Here is a 19309-nt window from a genome sequence, read left to right on the forward strand (position 1 = left end):
TCGGCCCGATGCGAAACCAAATCGATAGATCACCGTTACCGTGTCCTGTCGGGCGCGCGGCGATCTATTGCGGTGGCGCGCCTGTCATCCTGCCGGGGCTTGCAGGGTGCTCCGGCGTGATCCACTATGAGATACGTTTTGTATCTCATATGAGATAAGAGCCATGAGACAGCCGGCCCCGCGCAAGCCCAGAACCGCCCGCATCGGGGACAATGGCGGCCCGCCGCTGGAAGAGAAGAAGCGGAAACCGGCGACCGACAAGGGCGAGATCGGCCGCACTTTTGACTGGCGTTTCGCCCATCGCAAGGCCTGGAAGAAGCCGCGCGAGATCGCGCTCAGGCGTCAGGAGCGGGCAGAGGCGCTTGGCCTGACCTATGAGGAATATACGCTCGAAGTGCTGGAGCGCGGCTATTTTCCGCAGGAACAGCATGTCGAGACGATCGTCGCCAAGCGGCCGGAGCGCCGGCGCGATGGTGGCGTGGTCGGGCAGTCGCTGAAGGGGATGCGGCTGAAGAAGTAGGGCGATCGAGCCCAATATCCCCCCTCAGCCCTCATCCTGAGGAGCGGACGTTAGTCCGCGTCTCGAAGGATGGTCCAGATGGTTCCGGAGCCTCCTGGAGCATCCTTCGAGACGCCGCTGCGCGGCTCCTCAGGATGAGGGCTTCTGGAGGGCTGGTAACCTAGGCCCGCAACGCCCGCCGTACCGCCTTCGTCATCGGCCGCTCGAACCAGTGATAGACCGCTAGCGCCGCGAGCACGGCTGCGACCAGCGCCAGCACGATGAAGAGGCCGGTCGCACTCGGAGCGAGGCGCGCGAAGACCTCGCGCAGCGCCCGCATGGCGAAGGGGTGGACGAGATAGAGCGCATAGGAGGCATCGCCCAGCGCCGCCAGCGAACGCACCAGCGCAGAAGGGGCGGTGACGTTGCGCCCGCAGGCCGCGGCTGTGACGAGGAGCAAGGCGGCGGGCCCGCGCAGGGAAACGGCACCCCAGGAGGTCTGGGCCCAGCCGTCGCCGGCGGCGGCCGCGAGCAGGCCGACACCAGCAGCCACCATCAGCCAGCGCAGGCGGCCGTCGAGCCTGAGGCCGTTCTGGCGGAGCAAGCCGACCGCCATGCCGGCGGCGAATTCGAGCACGATCGGCTGGCCCCAGAAGCTGAAGGGCAGGGCGAGCGGTCCGGCCAGGGCCTGCGCTCCGACCAACCCGGCGAGCGCCACGGTCACGAGCGGTACGACCAACCGCCCCGGCGCGAGCAGCGCTGCGCCAAACAGGACGTAGAACAGCATCTCGTAGTTCAGCGTCCAGCCGAGCGAATAGACCGGCTGCAGCTCGCCCGCCGCATTCGCCGTCGGCCAGAACAGATAGGAGGCGGCGATCTGCTGGAGATTGGGCGCGCCGGAATTGAGGAGGGCGGGCGAAGCAAGGAGCACGACGAGGAAGAGCGTGGTCGCGGCCCAGTAGAGCGGCACGATCCGGGCGATGCGGCGGGCGATGAACAGGCGCGCTCCGTCCGGCTTGCCGAACAACCCGGCCGAGGAATGCACCATGATGAAGCCGGAGATGACGAAGAACAGGTCGACGCCGGCACTCCAGGGCAAGGCATGCGACGGCGTGAAGGCGGTGCCGGCCCTGGCTGCGAGAAAGCCGGCATCGGCCTGGACGTGATGGACCGCGACCATCAGCGCCGCGAGCGCGCGCAGGACCTGGATGCCGTAGAGCTGGGGCAAGGCGAGGAATCGTCTTCGAATAGGGGCGGGTGAGCGCGGGAGCGCTCAGGCAAACCACAAGCGCGCGGGATCGTCGAGGCCGAAGCGGCCGGGAGCTGCGGCGATGGCGGCGAGTCCCTGTTCGGCGGGATCGTCGGCGGTGATCACGTTGAGCGCGAAGCGAGCGGCGAGATCCTCGACCGGCGGCTTGCCGGCGAAGACAGCGTGGATCGTCGCCTTGTCGGCGAGCGGCAGGATGCGCGGCGCGATTCCGCCGGCCAGGTAGACGCCGCCCGTCGCCTTGAAGGCGAGCGCGAGATCGCCGGCGACGCGGGCCAGCAGCCGCCAGAAGCAGATCACGGCCATCAGTGCGCCGGGGTTGCCGTCGAGCGCCAGCGCGCTCACGTCGGCGGCGCTGACATCGGGCTCGGCGACGTCGGATTGGCGCATCACCGCGCGATGAAAGCGGATGAGGCCGCTGCCGCTGAGCAGTTCCTCGATCGTGACGCGCGCGAGCCCATCGGCCAGCGCCGGCCAGAGCTTCACCTCGGTCGGATCCTCCGGGCCGATGCCGATATGGCCGGATTCGGTCGGCACCAGCATGCCGGTGTCGCCGCGCCGCAAGAGGGCGGCGGCGCCGAAGCCGGTGCCGGGGCCGAGCACGAGGCGCGGGCCCTCGGGTTCCGGCTGGCCACGGACGAGATTGAACAGATCGCGGTCCCTGAGCACGGCCAGCGAAGCGGCGATCGCCTCGAAATCATTGACCAGCAAGCCCTGCTCGAAGCCGAGCGCGCGGCCGAGCTCCGGCCCGTCGAAATACCAGCTGGCATTGGTGAGCTGGGCCTTGCGCCCGTCCAGCGGGCCGGCGACGGCGAGGATGGCCGAGCGCGGCTTCACTGTCAGCGTCGACAGCACCGAGCCCAGCGCCGCCTCGGGCGTCGGATGTGCACCTGTGCTGATCCGGGCCAGCGGCTCGTGCAGGGCGCCGGGGGTCGGCACCAGCGAGAGCCGGCAATTGGTGCCGCCGATATCGGCGACGAGAACGGGATGGGGGAAGCGGGGGTCGCTCACGCGTGCTTCTTCCAGGGCGAGAACCAGCCGAGGCCTTCAAGCGTGCCGGCACGGGGACGATACTCGCAGCCGACGAAGCCGGGATAGCCGAGCGAATCGAGCTGGGCGAACAGCGTGGGATAGTCGGGCCGCGTGCCGTCGGGCTCGTGCCGGCCCTCGGCATTGGCGATCTGGACATGGCCGACCAGCGGGTAGAGCGCTTCCAGCCTTGCCCCGACATCGCCGTGGATCAGCTCGCAATGATACATGTCGAATTGCAGCTTGACGTTGGGCCGGCCGGATTCGCGGACATAGGCCGCGGCCTGGTCGAAATCGTTGAGGAAATAGCCCGGCATGTCCTTGCCGTTGATCGGCTCGAGCAGCAGGTCGATGCCGTGCTCGCCGAGCTTGTCGGCGGCATAGGCGAGCGAGGCGCGATAAGCCTTTTGCGCAGCCGGGTCGTTCGGATCGGTGAGGCCGGCCATCATGTGCAGGCGCTTGACGCCGGTCTCGTGGACATAGGCCAGCGCCGTCTCGACGCCAGCGCGGAACTCCTCCTCGCGGCCGGGCAGGGCGGCCATGCCGCGCTCGCCCTTGGCCCAGTCTCCGGGCGGCAGGTTGAACAGCGCTTGCTCGAGTTCGCCGCCGGCGAGCGCAAGGCCGACCTTCTCCGGCGCGTGCTCATAAGGGAACAGGAACTCGACCGATTCGAATCCGGCCTCGGCTGCGGCCTTGAAGCGGTCGAGGAATTCCCACTCGTTGAACATCATCGAGAGATTGGCGGCAAAACGCGGCATTGGTCGGTCTCGTCAGTCGGATCGAGGCGGCAGGCTAGCCCGTTAGGACGGGCCCGTCATCGATAACCTGTGGAGGTGGGTGTGGGTTCCGTCCTGTCAGCCGCCGAGCAGGCGCGGCAGGGACGAGGCCAGCAGCGCGATGCCCGACAGCGTCAGCAAGGTCAGCACGATGCGGCGGAAGGCCTGCTCGCTGATGCCGATATAGAGCTTTCCGCCGAGCAGCGAGGGGATCAGCATCGCCGGCGCGACGATGGCGAAGGCCGGCCACATCCCGCGCGTGACGTTTCCTGCCAGCACGTAGCCGAGCATGGTCGCGGCGAGCATGGTCAGGTTGAAGTTCTGGACGATGGAGCGCTGCGTGTCCTTGTCCATGCGGCGAAGTGAGCACCACAGCGTCGGCAGGACGCCGGTGAAACCGCCGAAGCCGCCCATGATGCCGCCGCCGAGCCCGATCGCGCCGTCGGCCAGGCGCCCGCCGAAGCGGACCGGCGGTAGATGCGGTGCGAACAGCATGATCGGGCACCAGACGGCCAGCAGGATGCCGAGCCCTGCCTTGAACAGATTGGGCTCGACCAGCGGCAGCAGCAGGACGCCGACCGGGATACCGGCGAGGCCACCGAGCAGGAAGGGCCAGAGCCGGGCGAAGTCGAAGCCGCGGCGCACGGTCACGGCCGCGATGGTCTGGCCGGTCAGCCCGCCGAACACGGCCATGACTGCGGCAAGCTTGGGGTCGAGTGTCCAGGCCCAGACCGACATGGCGACGAGGCTGAAGGCGAAGCCGGAGAGGCCCTGCACGAAGCCGGCGAGTGCGGCGCCGAGGGCGAGGCTGAGGATGGTGGGGGTGTCCATCGACGGCTTTCCAGCGGGGCTGACAGATGGGACAGGTGCGCGGAGCCCCTTCTCCCCTTGCGGGAGAAGGTTGGGATGAGGGGTCTCGCGACATTGCCGGGAAGCCCGTGCCATGCTTCCCGGGGCTTTCCAGGCCTGCGCGACCCCTCATCCGTCTCGGCTTCGCCGAGCCACCTTCTCCCGCAAGGGGAGAAGGGAGCGCCTTGTGGTCGGGCGAGGAGTTACTTCTTCGCTTCCGGCTTGGCCGGCGGATTTGGGTCCTTCGAGAAGCTGCGGAAGACCATGTCGGGCGAGGAGGTGTTGTGGCGCGAATGGGTGGTGCGGCCCATCCAGACATCGGTCGCCTTGCCGCCGGCGAAGGGCATCAGCGCTTCCTCGCGCCAGCCCTTGGCGCCGGGCTCGCGGATGGCGATGCGGGCGACGTCGTTGTTGAACTCGGTGACATACATCGAGCGCAGCGCGGCGAAGGCCTTGCCGCCAGTGACCGGCTTGTCGAGCACGGCGTCGAGCACCATGCGGTTCTCGTCGACGCTGTCGAGCTTGAGCGTGCCCGAGGAGCCGTCCTTGAAGGCGAGCTTGAAGGAGAGCGTCTTGGGATCGAAGGCGATCTCCTTGATGTTCACCACCGGCCGCGCGCCGTCCTGCTCGACCGGTCCGAACAGGAAGGAGGAGCCATAGGCGGCGGCCGAGAGCTGCTGCGGCGGCAGCGGCCGGACGCGCCAGTAGCCGTCCTGCGGATAGACGACCAGCACCTCGTAGGAGCCGGTCTTGCCGAGCTTCCAGAGCTGGACGAGATGCAGGCCCTTCTCGACGCGGTCGCCGACCCGGAAGGTCGTCTCGGCCGGGCGCCAGAAGCTCTCGAAGGTGTAGCCGACCAGCCAGTACTCGATGCTCTCGTAGAAGGTGATGCGCTGCGGCGGCACCGGCGCCTTGTGGACGGGATCGCCGCTCATGTCGCAATCGGTCCAGTCGGCGTCCCAGTTGTCGCGCAGCAGGCCGGCGATATAGGCCGGGTGTGCGGCCTCGATGCGGAAGCGCCGGACCTCCGGCGAGATCGCCTTGATGGTGACGTTGTCCTTCTCGGCGCAGGCGACCTGCTCCGACTCGTTCTTGACCTCGACGGCGACGTCGCCGGCGGCATGGGCCGCGAAGGCGGTCAGCAGAAGTGTCACGGAGATGGCGAGCGGGCGAAGGAGAGCGAGCATGGTCATCCTTGGTCGGTTGCGTTCGTGGTCAACCTGGGCAGCGCAAGATGAACACAGGCTGAGCCGGTCATAGAGCCGACGCGGCCGGGAAGAAAGCGCGACACCGTGGCAGCTTCCGCGATCGACGCGGGCAAGCTCACATTGCCCTCGCGTGAGGCACGCTCCGCTTCACGAGCAGGGACTGCTCTTTGATGCAGAACTATCTCCTGGCCTCCGGCCTGCTGATGATCCTGATCGGCATCGCCCATTCCGTGATCGGCGAGATCCTGATCTTCCGGCAGCTTCGCGCGGGGACGATCGTGCCATTGCTCACGCCGGCGCCGCTGCGCGAGCGGCATTTGCGGATCCTCTGGGCGAACTGGCACCTCTGTTCGGTGCTTGGCTGGGGGCTGGCGGCGCTGCTGATCCGGTTCGCCCTGTCGTCCGATTTGCCGGCGCATGTCCTGTCCATAAGGATCATCGCGATCGCAACGCTCGCCGGCTCAGTCCTCGTGCTCTACGCGACCAGAGGGCGGCATCCCGGTTGGCTCGGCCTGCTGCTGGCTGCCGTGCTCGCCTGGCTGGGCCAGGGGGCGCTGTGAACGGCAGCGGTGGCGAGCCGCTGCGCCGGAGCCGGTGCAACACTGCCGGACGCGCTCGTCGTCAGGCCGGCAAGTGCGGTCTGGATTACGCGACGCCGCGCGCCTGCTCGCAAAGCCATGCACAGAAATGCCGTGGGGCCGGGCGTGGGTCGTTCGCGCGCATCAGCGCAAAATGCCAGGCCGGCCTGCTCAGCACACAGGGGAAAGGCGCGATCAGCAGGCCTGCCCGTAAAAGCGGCTGAAACAATGAGGGCGACAGCAGCGCCACGCCGGCGCCGGTCAGCGCGGCGTTGGCGTTCAGCTCATGCGTCGGATAGTCGACCGCGGCAAAGCGGAGGCCGCTCGGCACTTCGCCCTGAGCCTCGGCAAACCAGCGTTCCCAGTCGCGGTGCGGCAAGAGCTCGAACTCGGCCAGCGCCCCGGGTGCGCAAAGGGTCCGCGTTCCGAGCAGGGAGGGCGCCAGCATGGGCGTCACTTCCACGGGAGAGAGCGGGTACTCTTCATGCCCGGCCCATCCGCCGCGGCCCGTCCTGATGGCGACATCGAATGCGTCCGGGTCACGTATATCCGTCGAGACGTCGAGTTCGATGCCGAGAACTCCGGGTGCGTCATAGCGCGCCAACCGCTGGGCAAGCCAGCGTGACGCGAATGTCGGCGGCGCCGTGACCCTGAGCGGCGGCAGGGCAGCCCGAAAGTCGTCGAGCGCCTCGTTGATGTCGGTCAACGCCTCTCGAACCCGGCTGGCGAGCCTGGAGGCAGCCTCCATCGGGATGACTCGTCGGCCAACGCGCACGAAGAGCGGCTGAGCGAGTTCGCGTTCGAGGGTGCGAATGCGCAGGCTGACGGCTGCCGGTGTCAGGAACAGGCGTTCGGCCGCGCGCGCGAAGCTGCCGGCCGAGACGCAGGCTTCCAGGACCCGCAGAGACTCCAGGGAGGGCCGCATGGCTAGTTTCTCTTGTGCTGACGACAAGCAAAGCGCGTTTTGGCGACGGAGCGCTCAGGAGCAGTGTTGGGGCGAAAACTAGGAGATCTGCCGTGGCCCTGCAATCGCAGCACCTGTTTACGCTCTTCATCTCGCTTCATCCGACCGTGGAGTTGGGGCAGACGCCGGCTGGCGGCCGGCGCATCTTCCCGGTCTCAGGCGGGCGCTTCGACGGTGAGCGGCTGAAGGGAGAGGTATCGCCGCTGGCTGGCTCCGACCTCCTGCTCGCCCGTGCCGATGGGACATCCCAGCAGGATGTCAGGCTGCTTCTCGTCGCCGACGACGGCGGCCTTATTCTCATGACCTATCGTGGTGTCAGGCGGGCGTCGCAGGTGGTAGCCGAGCGTCTCGCCCGCGGTGAAGCGGTCGATGCCTCCGAATACTATCTGCGCACGACGCCCTACTTCGAAACCGCCGCACCGGCGCATGCCTGGCTCAACGGCATCGTCGCCGTCGCAAAAGGTGGCCGCTGTCCGGGTGGCGTCGAGTACGAGGTCTTCGAGATTCTCTGACTACGCCCGTGTGTGCAGGTCGTGTGTCAGGCTTGCATCACAGCGTAGACGTCGCCGGAGTTCGCCTCGTGCGGCAGGTCGCGGAGATGGCTGTGCATGGCCTCCGCATCGACCAACTCCGGAAAGACCAGTGCCTGGCTCTCGCCGAGCGCGACGTTGAAGCGATAGGGGCCGAGCGCGGCGAGCCGCGCAAGGCAGGCTTCCGCGACATCGCGCTGGATCGTGGTGAACTCGAAGGAGAGGGCGGGCGGCGTCTGCGAGAGGCCGGCGAGGACATGCGCCTCGAAACCCTCGACGTCGATCTTGATGAAGGCGGGCAGGCCGTGCTCGCCGATCAGCGCGTCGAGCGTGGTGCAAGGCACGGTGAGCTCGCGGTCCCAGACCTGCTCGCGCCAGCCATCCTGGCCATGGGCGGCATCGACGAACTCACCCGAGAGGGTGGAGACCGTCGGGTTGGCGCTGTTGATCCGGAGCGTCGCGCTGCCCTCGCTGTCGCCGCAGGCGGCCTCGACCAGCGTCACCTTGGGATCGCGGCCATGGATCAGGCGCAGCGCCCGCGCCGGGCCCGGCTGCGGCTCGAGCGCGACGACGCGGGCGCCCAATCGGCGGAAGGAGGAGATGCGGTCGCCGACATGGGCGCCGATGTCGAAGGCGAGATCACCCGGCCGCAGGAAGCGGGCATAGAGCGAATCCATGGCGACCTTGCGGACATGGTCGCCGTGGTAGACGCGCAGCGAGCGCGACAGGCTCCGGGCGGTTCCCCGGGGGTAGGCGACGGGTTTCATCGCGCCTGACCGCCCTGGATGGCGACCATCTCTGCCGGCGGGTCGAAATCCTCGGGGATGCCGCAGAGTCCGGTACGAACGAAGAAGGTGCCGAGCACCGGCGCCGCGGTCAGCATGGCGAAGGGGATGGCGAGGATGTAGCCGGCGGTCAGCGGCAGCGACCAGACCAGCACGGTCGGCGACAGCAGAGCGAGCGTGCCGAAGATGTAGAGCCCGAACAGCAGATGCGGCCAGAGGCCAGCGAAGGCCGTGGCGAAGGAGAGGGCGTGGGCATCGCGCGCCTGGCCGTTCCAGCCGATCCTGGCCTTGCCGAAGGCGAGGCCGATCATGAACAGCGTCGTCCGGAAGGTCGAGACCGCGCCCTGCAGGAAGGCGAAGACGATCTCGATCAGCGAGGAGACGACGAAGCGGGCGGTGCCGCCATAACGCTTCGTGCCGCCTTTGGTCAGCAGGATGTCGGCGAAGCCGGCGAGCTTTGGCGACAGGTACATCGCGAAGAACAGCACATAGAGGAAGGCGGCGAAGCCGGCCGGGTAATCGGCGATTGCTCGGTCTTCCAGCACCTTCAGCGGCAGGAGCGCGATCATCAGCGTCCAGGCGGGCAGGCCGATGAACATCAGGATCGCCCATGCCAGCTGGAAGCGGCTCATTGCCTTCAGGCCGGGGATATTCATGATCTTCAGGTACTGGAGATTGCCGAGGCACCAGCGCAGGTCGCGCCGGGCGAATTCGAGCATGGTCGGCGGGTTTTCTTCCCAGCTGCCGGCCTCGACCGGGAGTACGCGGACCTCGTAGCCGGCGCGGCGCATCAGCGTCGCCTCGACCTGGTCATGGCTCATCACAGGCCCGCCGAGCGGCGGCCCGCCGGGGACGACCGGGAGATGGCAGTGATCGCGGAAGGGCGCGATCCGCACCATGGCGTTGTGGCCCCAGAACGGACCGCAATCGCCGATCCACCAGGCCGAGCCCATGGTGTAGGGCCGCATGCCGTGGCGCATGCCGAACTGGAAGATACGGGCGAAGGCGGACTTGCTCGGCATGCCGACGACCAGGCTCTGCAGGATGCCGAGCTTCGGATAGGCCTGCATCATCCGGGCGAGGGCGAGGATGGCATCGCCCGACATGACGCTATCGGCGTCGAGCGGCAGCATCAGCTCATAGCGGTCGCCCCAGCGCTCGCAGAAATCGCGGACATTGCCGGCCTTGTAGCCGGCATTGTCGCTGCGGCGGCGATAGGTCAGGCGGCCCGGCTCGCCGATGCGCGCGGCGAAGGCGGCGGCGAGCTCTGCCTCGGCGGCTGCGACATCAGGGTCGTTGGTATCGGAGAGGACGAAATAATCGAACCAGGCGCCTTCGCCGGTGGCGTCGAGACTCTGCTTGACGATCTCCAGCCGGCGGAAGGCGCGGGCAGGGTCCTCGTTGCGAAGCGTCATCAGCACGGCGGTGCGGATCGCGAGCGGCGTCTGCGCCTCGCCGGCGGCGGCGAAGGGCGCGACCTGATCGAGCCCGTCCTGCGTGCCATGCAGCAGCCAGAGCCCGATCACGGCGTTCCAGAAACCGAGCACGGTCCAGGGCGCACCGAAGACGAAGGCGATGAAAATCGCGATATCGGCGAGGCTCCAGCCGCCGGCCGAGAGCACATGGGCGAGGCCCCAGAGCAGGGCGGCGAGCGTCACGAGGTTCACGCCGGCGACGAGCCAGCGCCGCGCCCGCAGGGTCGAAACCGACTGCAGCCCGGCCGGCGTCAGCCTCAAGTCCTCTTGCGCCGCCGCCTGGAACGTGGTCGGAGCGGGGCGCTGGTTCATGGCGGTTTCCGTCATGGGCTCACGAAGCTGGCGGGGAACGGCGCGGAGGGCGATGCGTGGTAAAGCCGGCAATTGCAAATGAAGCAAGCGCACAGGCGACGGCGCTCTGGTATACCGCCGCGCGTGAATGCGTCCTGAACACGGAAGAACTGCCGGTTCCGAGGCCGGGCGAATGCCTGGTGCGCACGCTCTGGAGCGGCATCAGCCGTGGCACCGAGCGGCTGGTCTTCGAGGGGCGCGTGCCCGAGAGCGAATATGAGCGCATGCGGGCCCCTCTCCAGCAGGGCGCTTTTCCGTTCCCGGTGAAATACGGCTACTGCGCCGTCGGCATGGTGGATGCGGGGCCGGCCGAGTTGCGCGGCCAGACGGTGTTCTGCCTGCATCCGCATCAGGATCGCTTCGTCGTTCAAGCGGATCGCGTGACCCCGCTGCCTGAGGGGCTTCCGGCAAGGCGCGCCGTGCTCGCCGCCAATATGGAAACCGCGCTCAACGCGCATTGGGACGCCGGCTCCGGTCCGGCCGATCGCATTGTCGTGGTCGGCGGCGGCGTGCTCGGCCTGCTCACGGCGTATATCGCGGCCAGGTTGCCGGGGGCGGAGGTGACGCTGGTCGATCTCGACGAGAGCCGCGCCGGGCTTGCGCAGGCGCTGGGCTGCCGCTTCGCGCTGCCGGCCGATTGCCCGCGGAATGCCGACATCGTCTTCCATGCCAGTGCGAGCGCCGCCGGCCTCGCGACCGCGATCGGTGCGGCCGGCTTCGAGGCACGGATCGTCGAGCTCAGCTGGTATGGCGAGGGCAGTGTAGCAGCTCCGCTTGGCGGCGCCTTCCACGCCCGTCGGCTGCAGCTCATCTCCTCGCAGGTCGGGCAGGTCTCTCTCTCGCGACGGGCGCGCTTCGACTATGCCCGCCGGATGCAGGCGGCGCTTGCTTTGCTGGCGGATGACCAGCTCGATGCGCTGATCACCGACGAGATCGCGTTCAAGGATGCGCCTGCCCGCCTGCCGGCCCTGTTCGCCGGCGCGGGGCTGACGGCGGTTCTGCGCTATTGACGCGGTGCCCCGGCCTTCGCCAAGACTGCGCGCGCTGAAGGAGACCGCCCATGTTTTCCGTCGAAGTCCGCGATCGCATCATGATCGGCCACTCGCTGCCCGATCCGTTCTTCGGCCCGGCGCAGGCGATGCACGGCGCGACCTTCGTCGTCGACGTCGCCTTCTTCCGCGAGAACCTGACCCGCCAGAATGTCGTGGTCGACATCGGCGCGGCGCTGACCGTGCTGAACGAGACGCTGAAGCCGCTGAACTACAAGAATCTCGATGCGCTGCCGCAGTTCGAGGGCGTGCTGACCACCACCGAATTCCTCTGCAAATACATCTTCGACGCGATGGCGCTGGCGGCCCGCACCGGCAAGCTCGGTGCGGACGCTGCCGATCTCGCCAAGATCCGCGTCACGCTGCACGAGACCGATCTCGCCAGGGCGAGCTATGAGGGCGCGCTCGCGTGAGCGAGATCGTCTTCGCCATTCCCGGTGATCTGTCGCTGCCGACCGGTGGCTATGCCTATGACCGGCGGCTGCTGGCGGAATGGCGCGAGATGGGCGTCGCGGCGCGGCATCTGCCGCTGCCGGGGAGTTTCCCCAATCCGGGCGAGGCCGATCTGGCAGAGACTGGCAGAGCGATCCTGTCGCAGCCCTATGACAGCGTGCTGCTGATCGACGGGCTCGCCTATGGTGCCTTCCCGGAGGGGATCGCGGCCGGGCTTGCGGGACGCGTTGTCGCGCTGGTGCATCATCCGCTCGGGCTCGAGACCGGACTGTTACCGGCGCAGGCGGCCGAGTTTGTCAGGCGCGAGACGGCGGCCTTGCGCTATGCGGCTGCGGTCATCGCCACCAGCGAGACGACCAAGCGGCTGCTCGTCGCCGACTTCGCCGTCCCGGCGGAGAAGATCACGGTGGCGGAACCGGGAGTCGATCCGGCGGCGAGGGCGACTGGCTCCGATGGCGAGACCGTCGAGCTGCTTGCCGTCGGCTCGCTCGTGCCGCGCAAGGGTTATGACGTCCTGATCGCGGCACTGGAGGGAGTGGCCGGCAGGCCATGGCGTCTCACCATCGTCGGTGCCGATGATCGCGCGCCTGCGACCACGGCTTCCTTGAAAGCGCAGATCGCCGCCGCCGGGCTGGCGGAAAGGGTCAGGCTCGCCGGAGCTTTCGGACAGGCCGAGCTCGACGCCGCCTATGCCAAGGCGGACCTTTTCGTCATGCCCTCGCTGTTCGAGGGCTATGGCATGGTGCTGACCGAGGCATTGGCGCGCGGCCTGCCGATCCTGTGCACCACGGGCGGCGCGGCTGCGCAGACGGCGCCGGACGAGGCTGCGCTGAAGGTGCCGCCGGGCGATGTCGCGGCGCTGCGTGCTGGGCTGGCACGGTTGTTGGATGATGCGCAGGAGCGTCGACGCCGCGCCGACGCGGCCTGGCAGGCGGCCGGTGCATTGCCGCGCTGGCGGCAGACTGCGACGATCGTCGCCGAAGTGTGTGCGAAGGTGTCCCCATGAGCGGATTTTCCCCCGATTGGCTCGCCTTGCGCGAACCGGCCGACCATGCCGCGCGCAATCCGCAGGTGCTGGCGGCCGTGGGCTCGACCTTTGCCGGCCGGCAATCGCTGTCGATCATCGATCTCGGCTGCGGCACCGGCTCGAACCTGCGTGGCAGCTACAGCGCACTGCCGGTGCGCCAGCACTGGACGCTGGTCGACGCCGATCCGCGCCTTCTGTCCGTCGCACGCAGGAAGCTCGCAGAATGGGCCGACGAGGCGCAGGAGCAGGGCGAGGAGCTCGTCCTGCGCAAGGATGACAAGACGCTGACGGTCGATTTCCGGCAGGCGGACCTGACCAAGGAGCTCGAATGGGTGCTCGGCTGGCAGCCCGACCTCGTCACGGCCGCGGCGCTGTTCGATCTTGCCTCGGTGCGCTGGCTCGAACGCTTCGTCGCTTCGCTCGTCAGCATGCAGTTGCCGCTCTACACCGTGCTCACCTATGACGGGCGCGAGAGCTGGGAGCCCGCGCATGCCGAGGATCAGCGCATGCTCGCGGCTTTCAATCATCACCAGCGCACGGACAAGGGCTTTGGCCCGGCGGCTGGGCCCGAGGCCACGGAGGCGCTGGCGCAAGCCTTCCGCAGGGCCGGGTGCGCCGTCACTGGCGGCGAAAGCCAGTGGCAGCTTGGCTCAGATCATGCCGATCTCGTTCGAGAACTGGCGGCCGGGATCGCCGCCGCCGTGACCGAGACCGGCCATGTCTCCCCGGAGACGATTGCGAGCTGGCTGGAAGCCAAGCGCGGCGCGTCCGTGACCATCGGCCATCAGGACCTGTGGGCGCGGCCGGTCTGAAGCCATTGCCAACTGCGCCGAATTCGGCCATGCCGCGAACCCGACCATGACTTCGCTTCCCCTCACCATCCGCCAGGAATTGCCGGGCGACGCCGCGGCGATCGAACGCCTGCATGAGCGCGCCTTCGGGCCGGGCCGCTTCGCGCGCACGGCTTTTCGTCTGCGTGAGGGCGCGCCACCTGATCCGGCGCTTTCCTTCGCCAGCCATGTCGGCACCTTCCTGGTCGGCGCGGTTCGGGTGACACCGGTCGTGGCCGGTGGCGGGCCGGGGCTGATGCTTGGGCCGTTGACCGTCGATCCGGCCTTTGAGGGCCGCGGTATCGGCGCTGCGCTGATGAACGCCTCGATCGAGGCAGCACGCGAGCGCGGCCACGAGCTGATCCTGCTGGTGGGCGACGCGCCCTATTACGCCCGCTTCGGCTTCAAGCCGGTGAAGCCGGGTCAGCTCGTCCTGCCCGGCCCGGCCGATCCGGGGCGCTTCCTGGCGCTGGAACTCAAGGATGGCGTACTGGCGCAGCGCAGGGGTGCGGTGGCGCCGCTGCGCTGAGGTTGCGCGTCTTTCCGGGGCAGGCCGCAGGCCTGAGCCCGGAACCCAGAACCGATGTGCTTGCTTATCGAAGTGCTGCGGTGACGTGGCTTTGCTATATCGGGCATCGGTTCTGGGTTCCGGGCTCGCTGCTCCGCAGCGCCCCGGAATGACGTTAGTGCTTATCAAGCCTCGCGCTTGAATCTCCGCCCGCTCTCGCCGATCCAGCCGGCGATCAGTGCGCCGAAGAGGATGGCAAGGCCTATCAGCCCGACGAAGAGCGGCGAGATCGAGACGCCGCGGACGATGCCTGAATCGCTGATGCGCAGGCCGATCCAGTCGGCACCGGCGAACTGCCTGCCGGAGCGGACCGGCACGATGCGCGGGATGGTGACGCCCGAGCCGTTCTCCTGCCCGATCCGGCGCGAGGAGCCGCCGCTCGCCTCGGCAAGGGCCTGCAGCTTGCCGGGGTCGCTGACCACCTCCATCAGCTCACGCGGATTTTCCGGGCCGACGCTGGCGAAGGCGGTCAGGTTCTCGGTGGTGATCTTGTGCAGGCCGAACTCGCTCGCCGCGGTGCGGGCGACGAAGAGGCCGGGGCGGCCGGCCTCGAACGGCACGGTGCGGGTCGAGCCATCGGGCCCCGTGATGATTGCGGGAACGGGATTGTCGCCGAGCGTCTGGCGCTCGATCTCGATGTTGCGGCCGCGGGCGCTGGCGCGCAGTGCCTCTTCCTCGAGGTCCGGTTCCTTCATCAGCCAGTGGCCGAGCCGGCGCAGCAGGTCGAGATGCGGGCCGCCATCGCGGAAGCCGCGGGCCCAGAGCCAGGCATGGTCGGAGAGGAAGAGCGCGACGCGGCCCTTCTGCTCGCGCGCCAGCAGCAATAGCGGGCGATCGCCGGGGCCGGTCATCACGGTCGAGCCGGAACGGGCGCGGGCGCCAACCAGGCGCAGCCATTCGCCCCAGCGCGGCGGCTCGACTTCGGAACCCGGCAGGTCGCGCGTGACAGGGTGGCGTTTGCCGGGCTCGCTGACTCTTGCGCGATAGGCCTCGTCGAAGACGCTGCCATCCGGCTGCGCCGGCAGGATCTGGCCGAGCGGAGTGCGCGCCAGCGACTGGGCGCCGGAATATTCCGGCCCGGCCGCGATCAAGAGGGCGCCGCCGTCGCGGACATAGCGGACGATGTTGTCGAAATAGACCAGCGGCAGGATCGACTGGTTGGCGTAGCGGTCGAAGATGATCAGGTCGAAATCCTTGATCTTGACCTGGAACAGCTCGCGCGTCGGGAAGGCGATCAGCGAGAGCTCGTTGATCGGCGTGCCGTCCTGCTTCTCCGGGGGGCGCAGGATGGTGAAATGGACGAGGTCGACATTGGCGTCGGCCTTGAGCAGGTTGCGCCAGGTACGCTCGCCCGGGTGCGGCTCGCCGGAGACGAGCAGCACCCGCAGCTTGTCGCGGACGCCTTCGATGGTGATGACCGCGCGGTTGTTGGCGAGCGTCAGCTCGTTGTCGAGCGGGGCCGCCTCGATCTCGATGACGTTCGGCCCGCCGCGGTCGATGCGGACCGGGACCTGGACGATCTCGCCGGTGATCGCCTCGCGCCGCGCGATGATCTCGCCATCGCGGCGCACCGTGATTGCGGCCCGGCCCGGGCCGCCCTTCTCGACGACGCGCAGGCGGACGTTCTGCTCCTTGCCGACGATGCCGAAGCGTGGCGAATCGACCAGCACGATGCGCCGGTCGATCTCGCGCTCGCGGCCGGTGGTCAGCACATGTAAGGGGGCGCGCAGGCCGAGCGCCTCGGCAGTGGCTGGGGCGTCATGGGCAAGGCCATCGCTGAGCACGATCGCGCCGGCGACGCGCTCGGACGGCACGTCGGCGAGGCCGGACGCAAGCGCCTCGAACAGGCGGGTGCCGTCGCCGGCGCCCTGTTGATCGGTCACCTCGATCGTCCGCGTCTCGACGCCGGAAATGCCGCGCAATTGCCGCTCGACCTCAGCCTGGGCGGCCTGCGTCTGCTGCGAGCGATCGGCGAGGCGGTTCGAGGCCGACTTGTCGACGACGACAGCGACGACGTCCTTGACCGGCTCGCGATCCTCGAAGACGAGCGAGGGGTCGGCCAGAGCGACCGCGAGCACTGCGAGCGCAAGCGCGCGCAGGATTGCGCTGCGTCCGGCCAGCACCAGCGCCATGCCGGCGGCGACCGCGGCCAGAACGGCAAGCCCGATCAGCAGCGGCAGCGGGACGAGCGGGGCGAAGGTCAGGCTCCACATCGGGCAGGATTTCCTTCGCTACTGACCGAGGCGTTCGAGCAGGGCCGGGACATGGACCTGATCGGCCTTGTAGTTGCCGGTCAGCGCGTACATCACGAGGTTGACCCCGGCGCGCAGCGCCATCTCGCGCTGGCGCGGATCGGAGCCGGACATCGGTACGAGCGCCTCGCCGCGCCGCCCGACGGCCCAGGCGGCGGCGAGATCGTTCGAGGTGATCACGATCGGCGAGACATTGTCGCCTGCACGCGCGGGGCGGCGGCCGTCCTCGCTGGCGGGCGGCAGCACCTCGACCCAGGTCGTGCCGGTGTCATAGCGGCCGATGAAGCCGTCGAGGATGTAGAAGGTCTTGGTCAGGACGTGGTCGCGCGGAATCGGCTCCAGCTCGGGAATGTCGAGCGTCTGCAGCATGCGGCGGAGCTGGTCGCCTTCGGGCGTGGTGCCGCCGCCCGGCCGGGTGCTCATCGCGTCGCGCGTATCGAAGATCACCAGCCCGCCGCCCTTCATATAGGCCTCGACCTTGCGCAGCGCCTCGGCCGAGGGAATGGGCCGGCCGGAGACCACCGGCCAATAGAGGATCGGGTAGAGGGCGAGCTCGTCGCGGGAGACGTCGACGCCAGCGGCCTCGCCCGGCTCCAGCGCGGTGCGGGCGCCTAGGACGATGTTGAGGCCGGCCATGCCGGCCTTCGACATGTCGTCGACCGCCTTGTCGCCGGTGAGCACATAGGCGAGCCGGGTCGCGCTCGCGGCGGTGACGAGATCGCGCGGCACCGGCGGGCGCTGCTCGGCCGGCGGGGCAGGGGGCGCCGGCTGCTGCGCCTGCGCCGTTTCCGGAGCGGGGACGGCGGCGAGGGCAACAGCGAGGAGCAGCGCAGCGGGCGCCGCACGGCGGAAGCGGGCGAGGTTCATCCGGCCTCCGAGCCAGAGCGTGGCCAGCGTATCGGCAACGAGGAGGAGCAGCGCCAGCACGAGGAGTTGCGGGCGGATGTCGCGGGCGACGGGCTGGTCGACCGGCAGCATCGGCGCTCCCAGTGCAGCGAGGTCGAGCGCCGCCAGCGTGTCGGCTGGCGCGAGGGTGTTGACCGCCATGGCGCCGTCGGTCGGGCCATAGATGCCGGGCGGATGGGCGAGCGTGGCGCGGCCGGTGAAGTTGCGGGCGACCGGCTGGGCCGTCGCAGGAGGCGAACGGAAGGCGCCCTGGCCATCGAGCACGCGCGTCGGCGACAGGGTCTCGACCTTGATCTCGCCGCCCTGGCTCTCGGCGGTACTCGTGCCGGACATGGCGACGACCTTGCGCAGCATCTCGACGAAGAGGCCGGAGAGCGGCAGGTTCGACCATGTCGTGTCGGCGGTGACATGGACCATGGCGAGGACGCCGTCACCGCGGCGCTCGCCGGTGACGACCGGCGTGCCGTCCTCCAGCGCCGCCCAAGTCTTGCGGGCGAGGTCGGGCTCTGGCTCGGCCAGGATCTGGCGGGTGACGCGGACGTCCTCGGCCAGGGACGAGCCGAAGAACGGGCTCTCGCGGGTGAAGGGCGCGAGCTTGCGCGGCGCTTCCCAGGAGAGGCCGCCTCCGAGTGTGCGGCCGCCGCGGCGCAGGCGCACCGGCGTCAGCTCGTCCGAGGAGGCGGCGAGGCGCGCTCCGGCAAAGCGCAGCAGCACGCCGCCGCGCTCGACGAAAGCCGAGACCTTGGCGGCGGTGTCGCCGTCGAGCGCGCCGATATCGGCGAGGATCAGCACGGAGAGGTTCTGCGCCAGCAACTCGCCGACCGGGTCGGTCGAGCCGGCGCGCGGCTCGCGGATCTCGGCGAAGGGCGAGAGGGCGCGCGAGACGTAATAGGTCGGCGAGAGCAGCGGCTGGGCGGTGTCGGCGGTGGCGCCGGAAACAATGCCGACGCGGCGGCGCTTGGCGCGATCGTCGAGCAAAGCGACGGCGCCGGCGCTGCGCTCGCCGGCGATCTCCAGCCGCGAGACGGCGTTGCGGACCTCGATCGGCAGGGTCAGCCGCGCGGTGGTTTCAAGCTCGTTGCCGCCGAAGACGAAGGGCGCGTCGCCGAGCGGCAGGCCCTTCAAGTCGAGCGCGCGGACCTGGCCGCTCGCGGCGGCATTCGTCGTCGGGCGCAGCACCTTGACGGTCAGCGCCCCGGCAAGGTTCTCGGGTGCGGTGAGGGCGCGCTGGTCGGCCGGGCCGGCATGGATCGAGAGCCGGCTGGCGCTCGCTTCCTGCTTCAGCCGGGCAAGGAAATCGGTATCGCCGCCGCCGATGCCGAGCCCGTCCGCGACCCAGACCGTCTCGGCCTGGGGCTGGGCGCGCCAGAAGGCTTCGAGCCGCTGGAGATGGGCGCTGCGATCTGGCGCATGCGGCTGCAGGCCGAGCGCGCGCAGGCGTTCGAGCGCGCCCTGTGGCTCGGCCAGGGCTATCTCGGTGGGGGCTTCGGCAAGGCCGACGACCGCGACGGGCCGGCCTTCGCGCCCGGCAGCCATGATGCGGCTTTCGGCAATGGCCTGGCGTTCCAGCCAGTCGGTCGCGGCGCCAAAACCGTTGTCGACGAGGAGCAGCAGCGGGCCGCGCAAAGCGGCGGCGTCTCGCACCGGGTTCCAGACCGGGCCGGCGACAGCAAGGATCGCCAGGGCCGCCACGGCCATGCGCAGCGCCAGCAGCCACCAGGGCGTATGCGCCGGTGTCTCCCGCTGCGGGATCAGGTCGCGCACGATCTTCAGCGGCGGGAAGTCGATCCGCTTCGGCCGCGGCGGCGTGACCCGCAGGATCAGCCAGAGCACGGGCAGCACGGCCAGCGCGATCAGGGCCAGTGGCGCGGAGAAGGCGATCGGCAGCGATGAGAGCATCGTCCGTTCTCCCC

Annotated in this window: 18 protein-coding genes; 8 read left to right on the top strand and 10 right to left on the bottom strand. The window is 69.1% G+C overall.

Features of this window, described 5'->3' with window-relative positions; genetic code table 11:
• Positions 1 to 163 precede the first annotated feature (163 nt).
• A complete protein-coding gene (locus tag AC1DS0_RS06235; RefSeq protein ID WP_476813498.1) occupies positions 164 to 520 on the top strand; it encodes a hypothetical protein in 357 nt (118 codons plus the stop codon).
• 160 nt (positions 521 to 680) lie between these two features.
• Here the strand turns inward: AC1DS0_RS06235 and AC1DS0_RS06240 are convergent, their stop codons facing one another.
• From AC1DS0_RS06240 to AC1DS0_RS06260, 5 genes are all read right to left on the bottom strand, one after another.
• On the bottom strand, positions 681 to 1727 hold the full coding sequence (locus AC1DS0_RS06240) for an acyltransferase family protein (RefSeq protein WP_476813499.1): 1047 nt from the start codon (positions 1725 to 1727) through the stop codon (positions 681 to 683).
• Between the two features lie 45 nt (positions 1728 to 1772).
• A complete protein-coding gene (locus tag AC1DS0_RS06245) occupies positions 1773 to 2777 on the bottom strand; it encodes a glucokinase (RefSeq protein ID WP_476813500.1) in 1005 nt (334 codons plus the stop codon).
• Positions 2774 to 3553 (bottom strand): 2-oxo-tetronate isomerase, encoded by a 780-nt coding sequence (gene otnI, locus AC1DS0_RS06250; protein WP_476813501.1) that lies wholly within the window; start codon positions 3551 to 3553, stop codon positions 2774 to 2776. Before otnI ends, AC1DS0_RS06245 begins: the two co-directional genes overlap by 4 nt.
• 96 nt (positions 3554 to 3649) lie before the next feature.
• Positions 3650 to 4402, bottom strand: coding sequence for a sulfite exporter TauE/SafE family protein (locus AC1DS0_RS06255; protein ID WP_476813502.1), 753 nt, complete (start codon positions 4400 to 4402; stop codon positions 3650 to 3652).
• A gap of 221 nt (positions 4403 to 4623) precedes the next feature.
• Positions 4624 to 5607, bottom strand: coding sequence for a hypothetical protein (locus AC1DS0_RS06260; RefSeq protein ID WP_476813503.1), 984 nt, complete (start codon positions 5605 to 5607; stop codon positions 4624 to 4626).
• 191 nt (positions 5608 to 5798) lie between these two features.
• On the opposite strand from AC1DS0_RS06260, the gene AC1DS0_RS06265 reads away from it, so the two are divergent.
• Positions 5799 to 6188, top strand: a complete 390-nt coding sequence (locus AC1DS0_RS06265) for a hypothetical protein (protein WP_476813504.1) — start codon at positions 5799 to 5801, stop codon at positions 6186 to 6188.
• An 85-nt stretch (positions 6189 to 6273) separates the two neighbouring features.
• Here AC1DS0_RS06265 and AC1DS0_RS06270 read toward each other — a convergent pair whose 3' ends face one another.
• On the bottom strand, positions 6274 to 7131 hold the full coding sequence (locus AC1DS0_RS06270) for a LysR family transcriptional regulator (RefSeq protein WP_476813505.1): 858 nt from the start codon (positions 7129 to 7131) through the stop codon (positions 6274 to 6276).
• A 92-nt stretch (positions 7132 to 7223) separates the two neighbouring features.
• Here AC1DS0_RS06270 and AC1DS0_RS06275 point away from each other — a divergent pair, with 92 nt between their 5' ends.
• A complete protein-coding gene (locus tag AC1DS0_RS06275; protein WP_476813506.1) occupies positions 7224 to 7682 on the top strand; it encodes a DUF3237 domain-containing protein in 459 nt (152 codons plus the stop codon).
• Between the two features lie 26 nt (positions 7683 to 7708).
• Here AC1DS0_RS06275 and AC1DS0_RS06280 read toward each other — a convergent pair whose 3' ends face one another.
• Both AC1DS0_RS06280 and mdoH read right to left on the bottom strand, forming a co-directional pair.
• Entirely contained in the window at positions 7709 to 8467 is a 759-nt protein-coding gene (locus AC1DS0_RS06280; protein WP_476813507.1) for an FkbM family methyltransferase, read from the bottom strand.
• A complete protein-coding gene (mdoH, locus tag AC1DS0_RS06285; protein ID WP_476813508.1) occupies positions 8464 to 10272 on the bottom strand; it encodes a glucans biosynthesis glucosyltransferase MdoH in 1809 nt (602 codons plus the stop codon). The genes AC1DS0_RS06280 and mdoH overlap by 4 nt, the downstream gene beginning before the upstream one ends.
• Positions 10273 to 10451: 179 nt before the next feature.
• Here mdoH and AC1DS0_RS06290 point away from each other — a divergent pair, with 179 nt between their 5' ends.
• From AC1DS0_RS06290 to AC1DS0_RS06310, 5 genes are read left to right on the top strand one after another with little or no spacing between them, the layout of a single operon-like run.
• Positions 10452 to 11321 carry a zinc-dependent alcohol dehydrogenase gene (locus AC1DS0_RS06290; protein ID WP_476813509.1) on the top strand — a complete coding sequence of 290 codons (870 nt, stop codon included), beginning with the start codon at positions 10452 to 10454 and terminating at the stop codon, positions 11319 to 11321.
• 50 nt (positions 11322 to 11371) lie between these two features.
• Positions 11372 to 11773, top strand: a complete 402-nt coding sequence (locus tag AC1DS0_RS06295) for a 6-pyruvoyl trahydropterin synthase family protein (protein ID WP_476813510.1) — start codon at positions 11372 to 11374, stop codon at positions 11771 to 11773.
• A complete protein-coding gene (locus AC1DS0_RS06300; RefSeq protein ID WP_476813511.1) occupies positions 11770 to 12819 on the top strand; it encodes a glycosyltransferase family 4 protein in 1050 nt (349 codons plus the stop codon). The genes AC1DS0_RS06295 and AC1DS0_RS06300 overlap by 4 nt, the downstream gene beginning before the upstream one ends.
• The gene (locus tag AC1DS0_RS06305) at positions 12816 to 13652 is read left to right on the top strand and encodes a class I SAM-dependent methyltransferase (RefSeq protein WP_476813512.1); all 837 of its coding nucleotides are present in this window, start codon (positions 12816 to 12818) and stop codon (positions 13650 to 13652) included. Before AC1DS0_RS06300 ends, AC1DS0_RS06305 begins: the two co-directional genes overlap by 4 nt.
• A gap of 46 nt (positions 13653 to 13698) precedes the next feature.
• On the top strand, positions 13699 to 14199 hold the full coding sequence (locus tag AC1DS0_RS06310) for a GNAT family N-acetyltransferase (RefSeq protein WP_476813513.1): 501 nt from the start codon (positions 13699 to 13701) through the stop codon (positions 14197 to 14199).
• A gap of 164 nt (positions 14200 to 14363) precedes the next feature.
• Here the strand turns inward: AC1DS0_RS06310 and AC1DS0_RS06315 are convergent, their stop codons facing one another.
• Together AC1DS0_RS06315 and AC1DS0_RS06320 are read right to left on the bottom strand one after the other, a co-directional pair.
• Positions 14364 to 16451 carry a hypothetical protein gene (locus AC1DS0_RS06315; RefSeq protein WP_476813514.1) on the bottom strand — a complete coding sequence of 696 codons (2088 nt, stop codon included), beginning with the start codon at positions 16449 to 16451 and terminating at the stop codon, positions 14364 to 14366.
• A gap of 18 nt (positions 16452 to 16469) precedes the next feature.
• Positions 16470 to 19295 carry a DUF4159 domain-containing protein gene (locus AC1DS0_RS06320; protein ID WP_476813515.1) on the bottom strand — a complete coding sequence of 942 codons (2826 nt, stop codon included), beginning with the start codon at positions 19293 to 19295 and terminating at the stop codon, positions 16470 to 16472.
• Positions 19296 to 19309: the final 14 nt, after the last annotated feature.

The sequence above is a fragment of the Allobosea sp. P4_H5 genome (genome assembly GCF_056400825.1).

What these genes read in the sequence shown, in the direction of transcription:
- AC1DS0_RS06320 (WP_476813515.1), bottom strand. Translation starts at nt 19,295, where the DNA reads ATGCTCTCATCGCTGCCGATCGCCTTCTCCGCGCCACTGGCCCTGATC.
- AC1DS0_RS06270 (WP_476813505.1), bottom strand. Translation starts at nt 7,131, where the DNA reads ATGCGGCCCTCCCTGGAGTCTCTGCGGGTCCTGGAAGCCTGCGTCTCG.
- AC1DS0_RS06305 (WP_476813512.1), top strand. Translation starts at nt 12,816, where the DNA reads ATGAGCGGATTTTCCCCCGATTGGCTCGCCTTGCGCGAACCGGCCGAC.
- AC1DS0_RS06235 (WP_476813498.1), top strand. Translation starts at nt 164, where the DNA reads ATGAGACAGCCGGCCCCGCGCAAGCCCAGAACCGCCCGCATCGGGGAC.
- otnI (WP_476813501.1), bottom strand. Translation starts at nt 3,553, where the DNA reads ATGCCGCGTTTTGCCGCCAATCTCTCGATGATGTTCAACGAGTGGGAA.
- AC1DS0_RS06255 (WP_476813502.1), bottom strand. Translation starts at nt 4,402, where the DNA reads ATGGACACCCCCACCATCCTCAGCCTCGCCCTCGGCGCCGCACTCGCC.
- AC1DS0_RS06265 (WP_476813504.1), top strand. Translation starts at nt 5,799, where the DNA reads ATGCAGAACTATCTCCTGGCCTCCGGCCTGCTGATGATCCTGATCGGC.
- AC1DS0_RS06280 (WP_476813507.1), bottom strand. Translation starts at nt 8,467, where the DNA reads ATGAAACCCGTCGCCTACCCCCGGGGAACCGCCCGGAGCCTGTCGCGC.
- AC1DS0_RS06310 (WP_476813513.1), top strand. Translation starts at nt 13,699, where the DNA reads ATGACTTCGCTTCCCCTCACCATCCGCCAGGAATTGCCGGGCGACGCC.
- AC1DS0_RS06315 (WP_476813514.1), bottom strand. Translation starts at nt 16,451, where the DNA reads ATGTGGAGCCTGACCTTCGCCCCGCTCGTCCCGCTGCCGCTGCTGATC.
- AC1DS0_RS06260 (WP_476813503.1), bottom strand. Translation starts at nt 5,607, where the DNA reads ATGCTCGCTCTCCTTCGCCCGCTCGCCATCTCCGTGACACTTCTGCTG.
- mdoH (WP_476813508.1), bottom strand. Translation starts at nt 10,272, where the DNA reads ATGAACCAGCGCCCCGCTCCGACCACGTTCCAGGCGGCGGCGCAAGAG.
- AC1DS0_RS06295 (WP_476813510.1), top strand. Translation starts at nt 11,372, where the DNA reads ATGTTTTCCGTCGAAGTCCGCGATCGCATCATGATCGGCCACTCGCTG.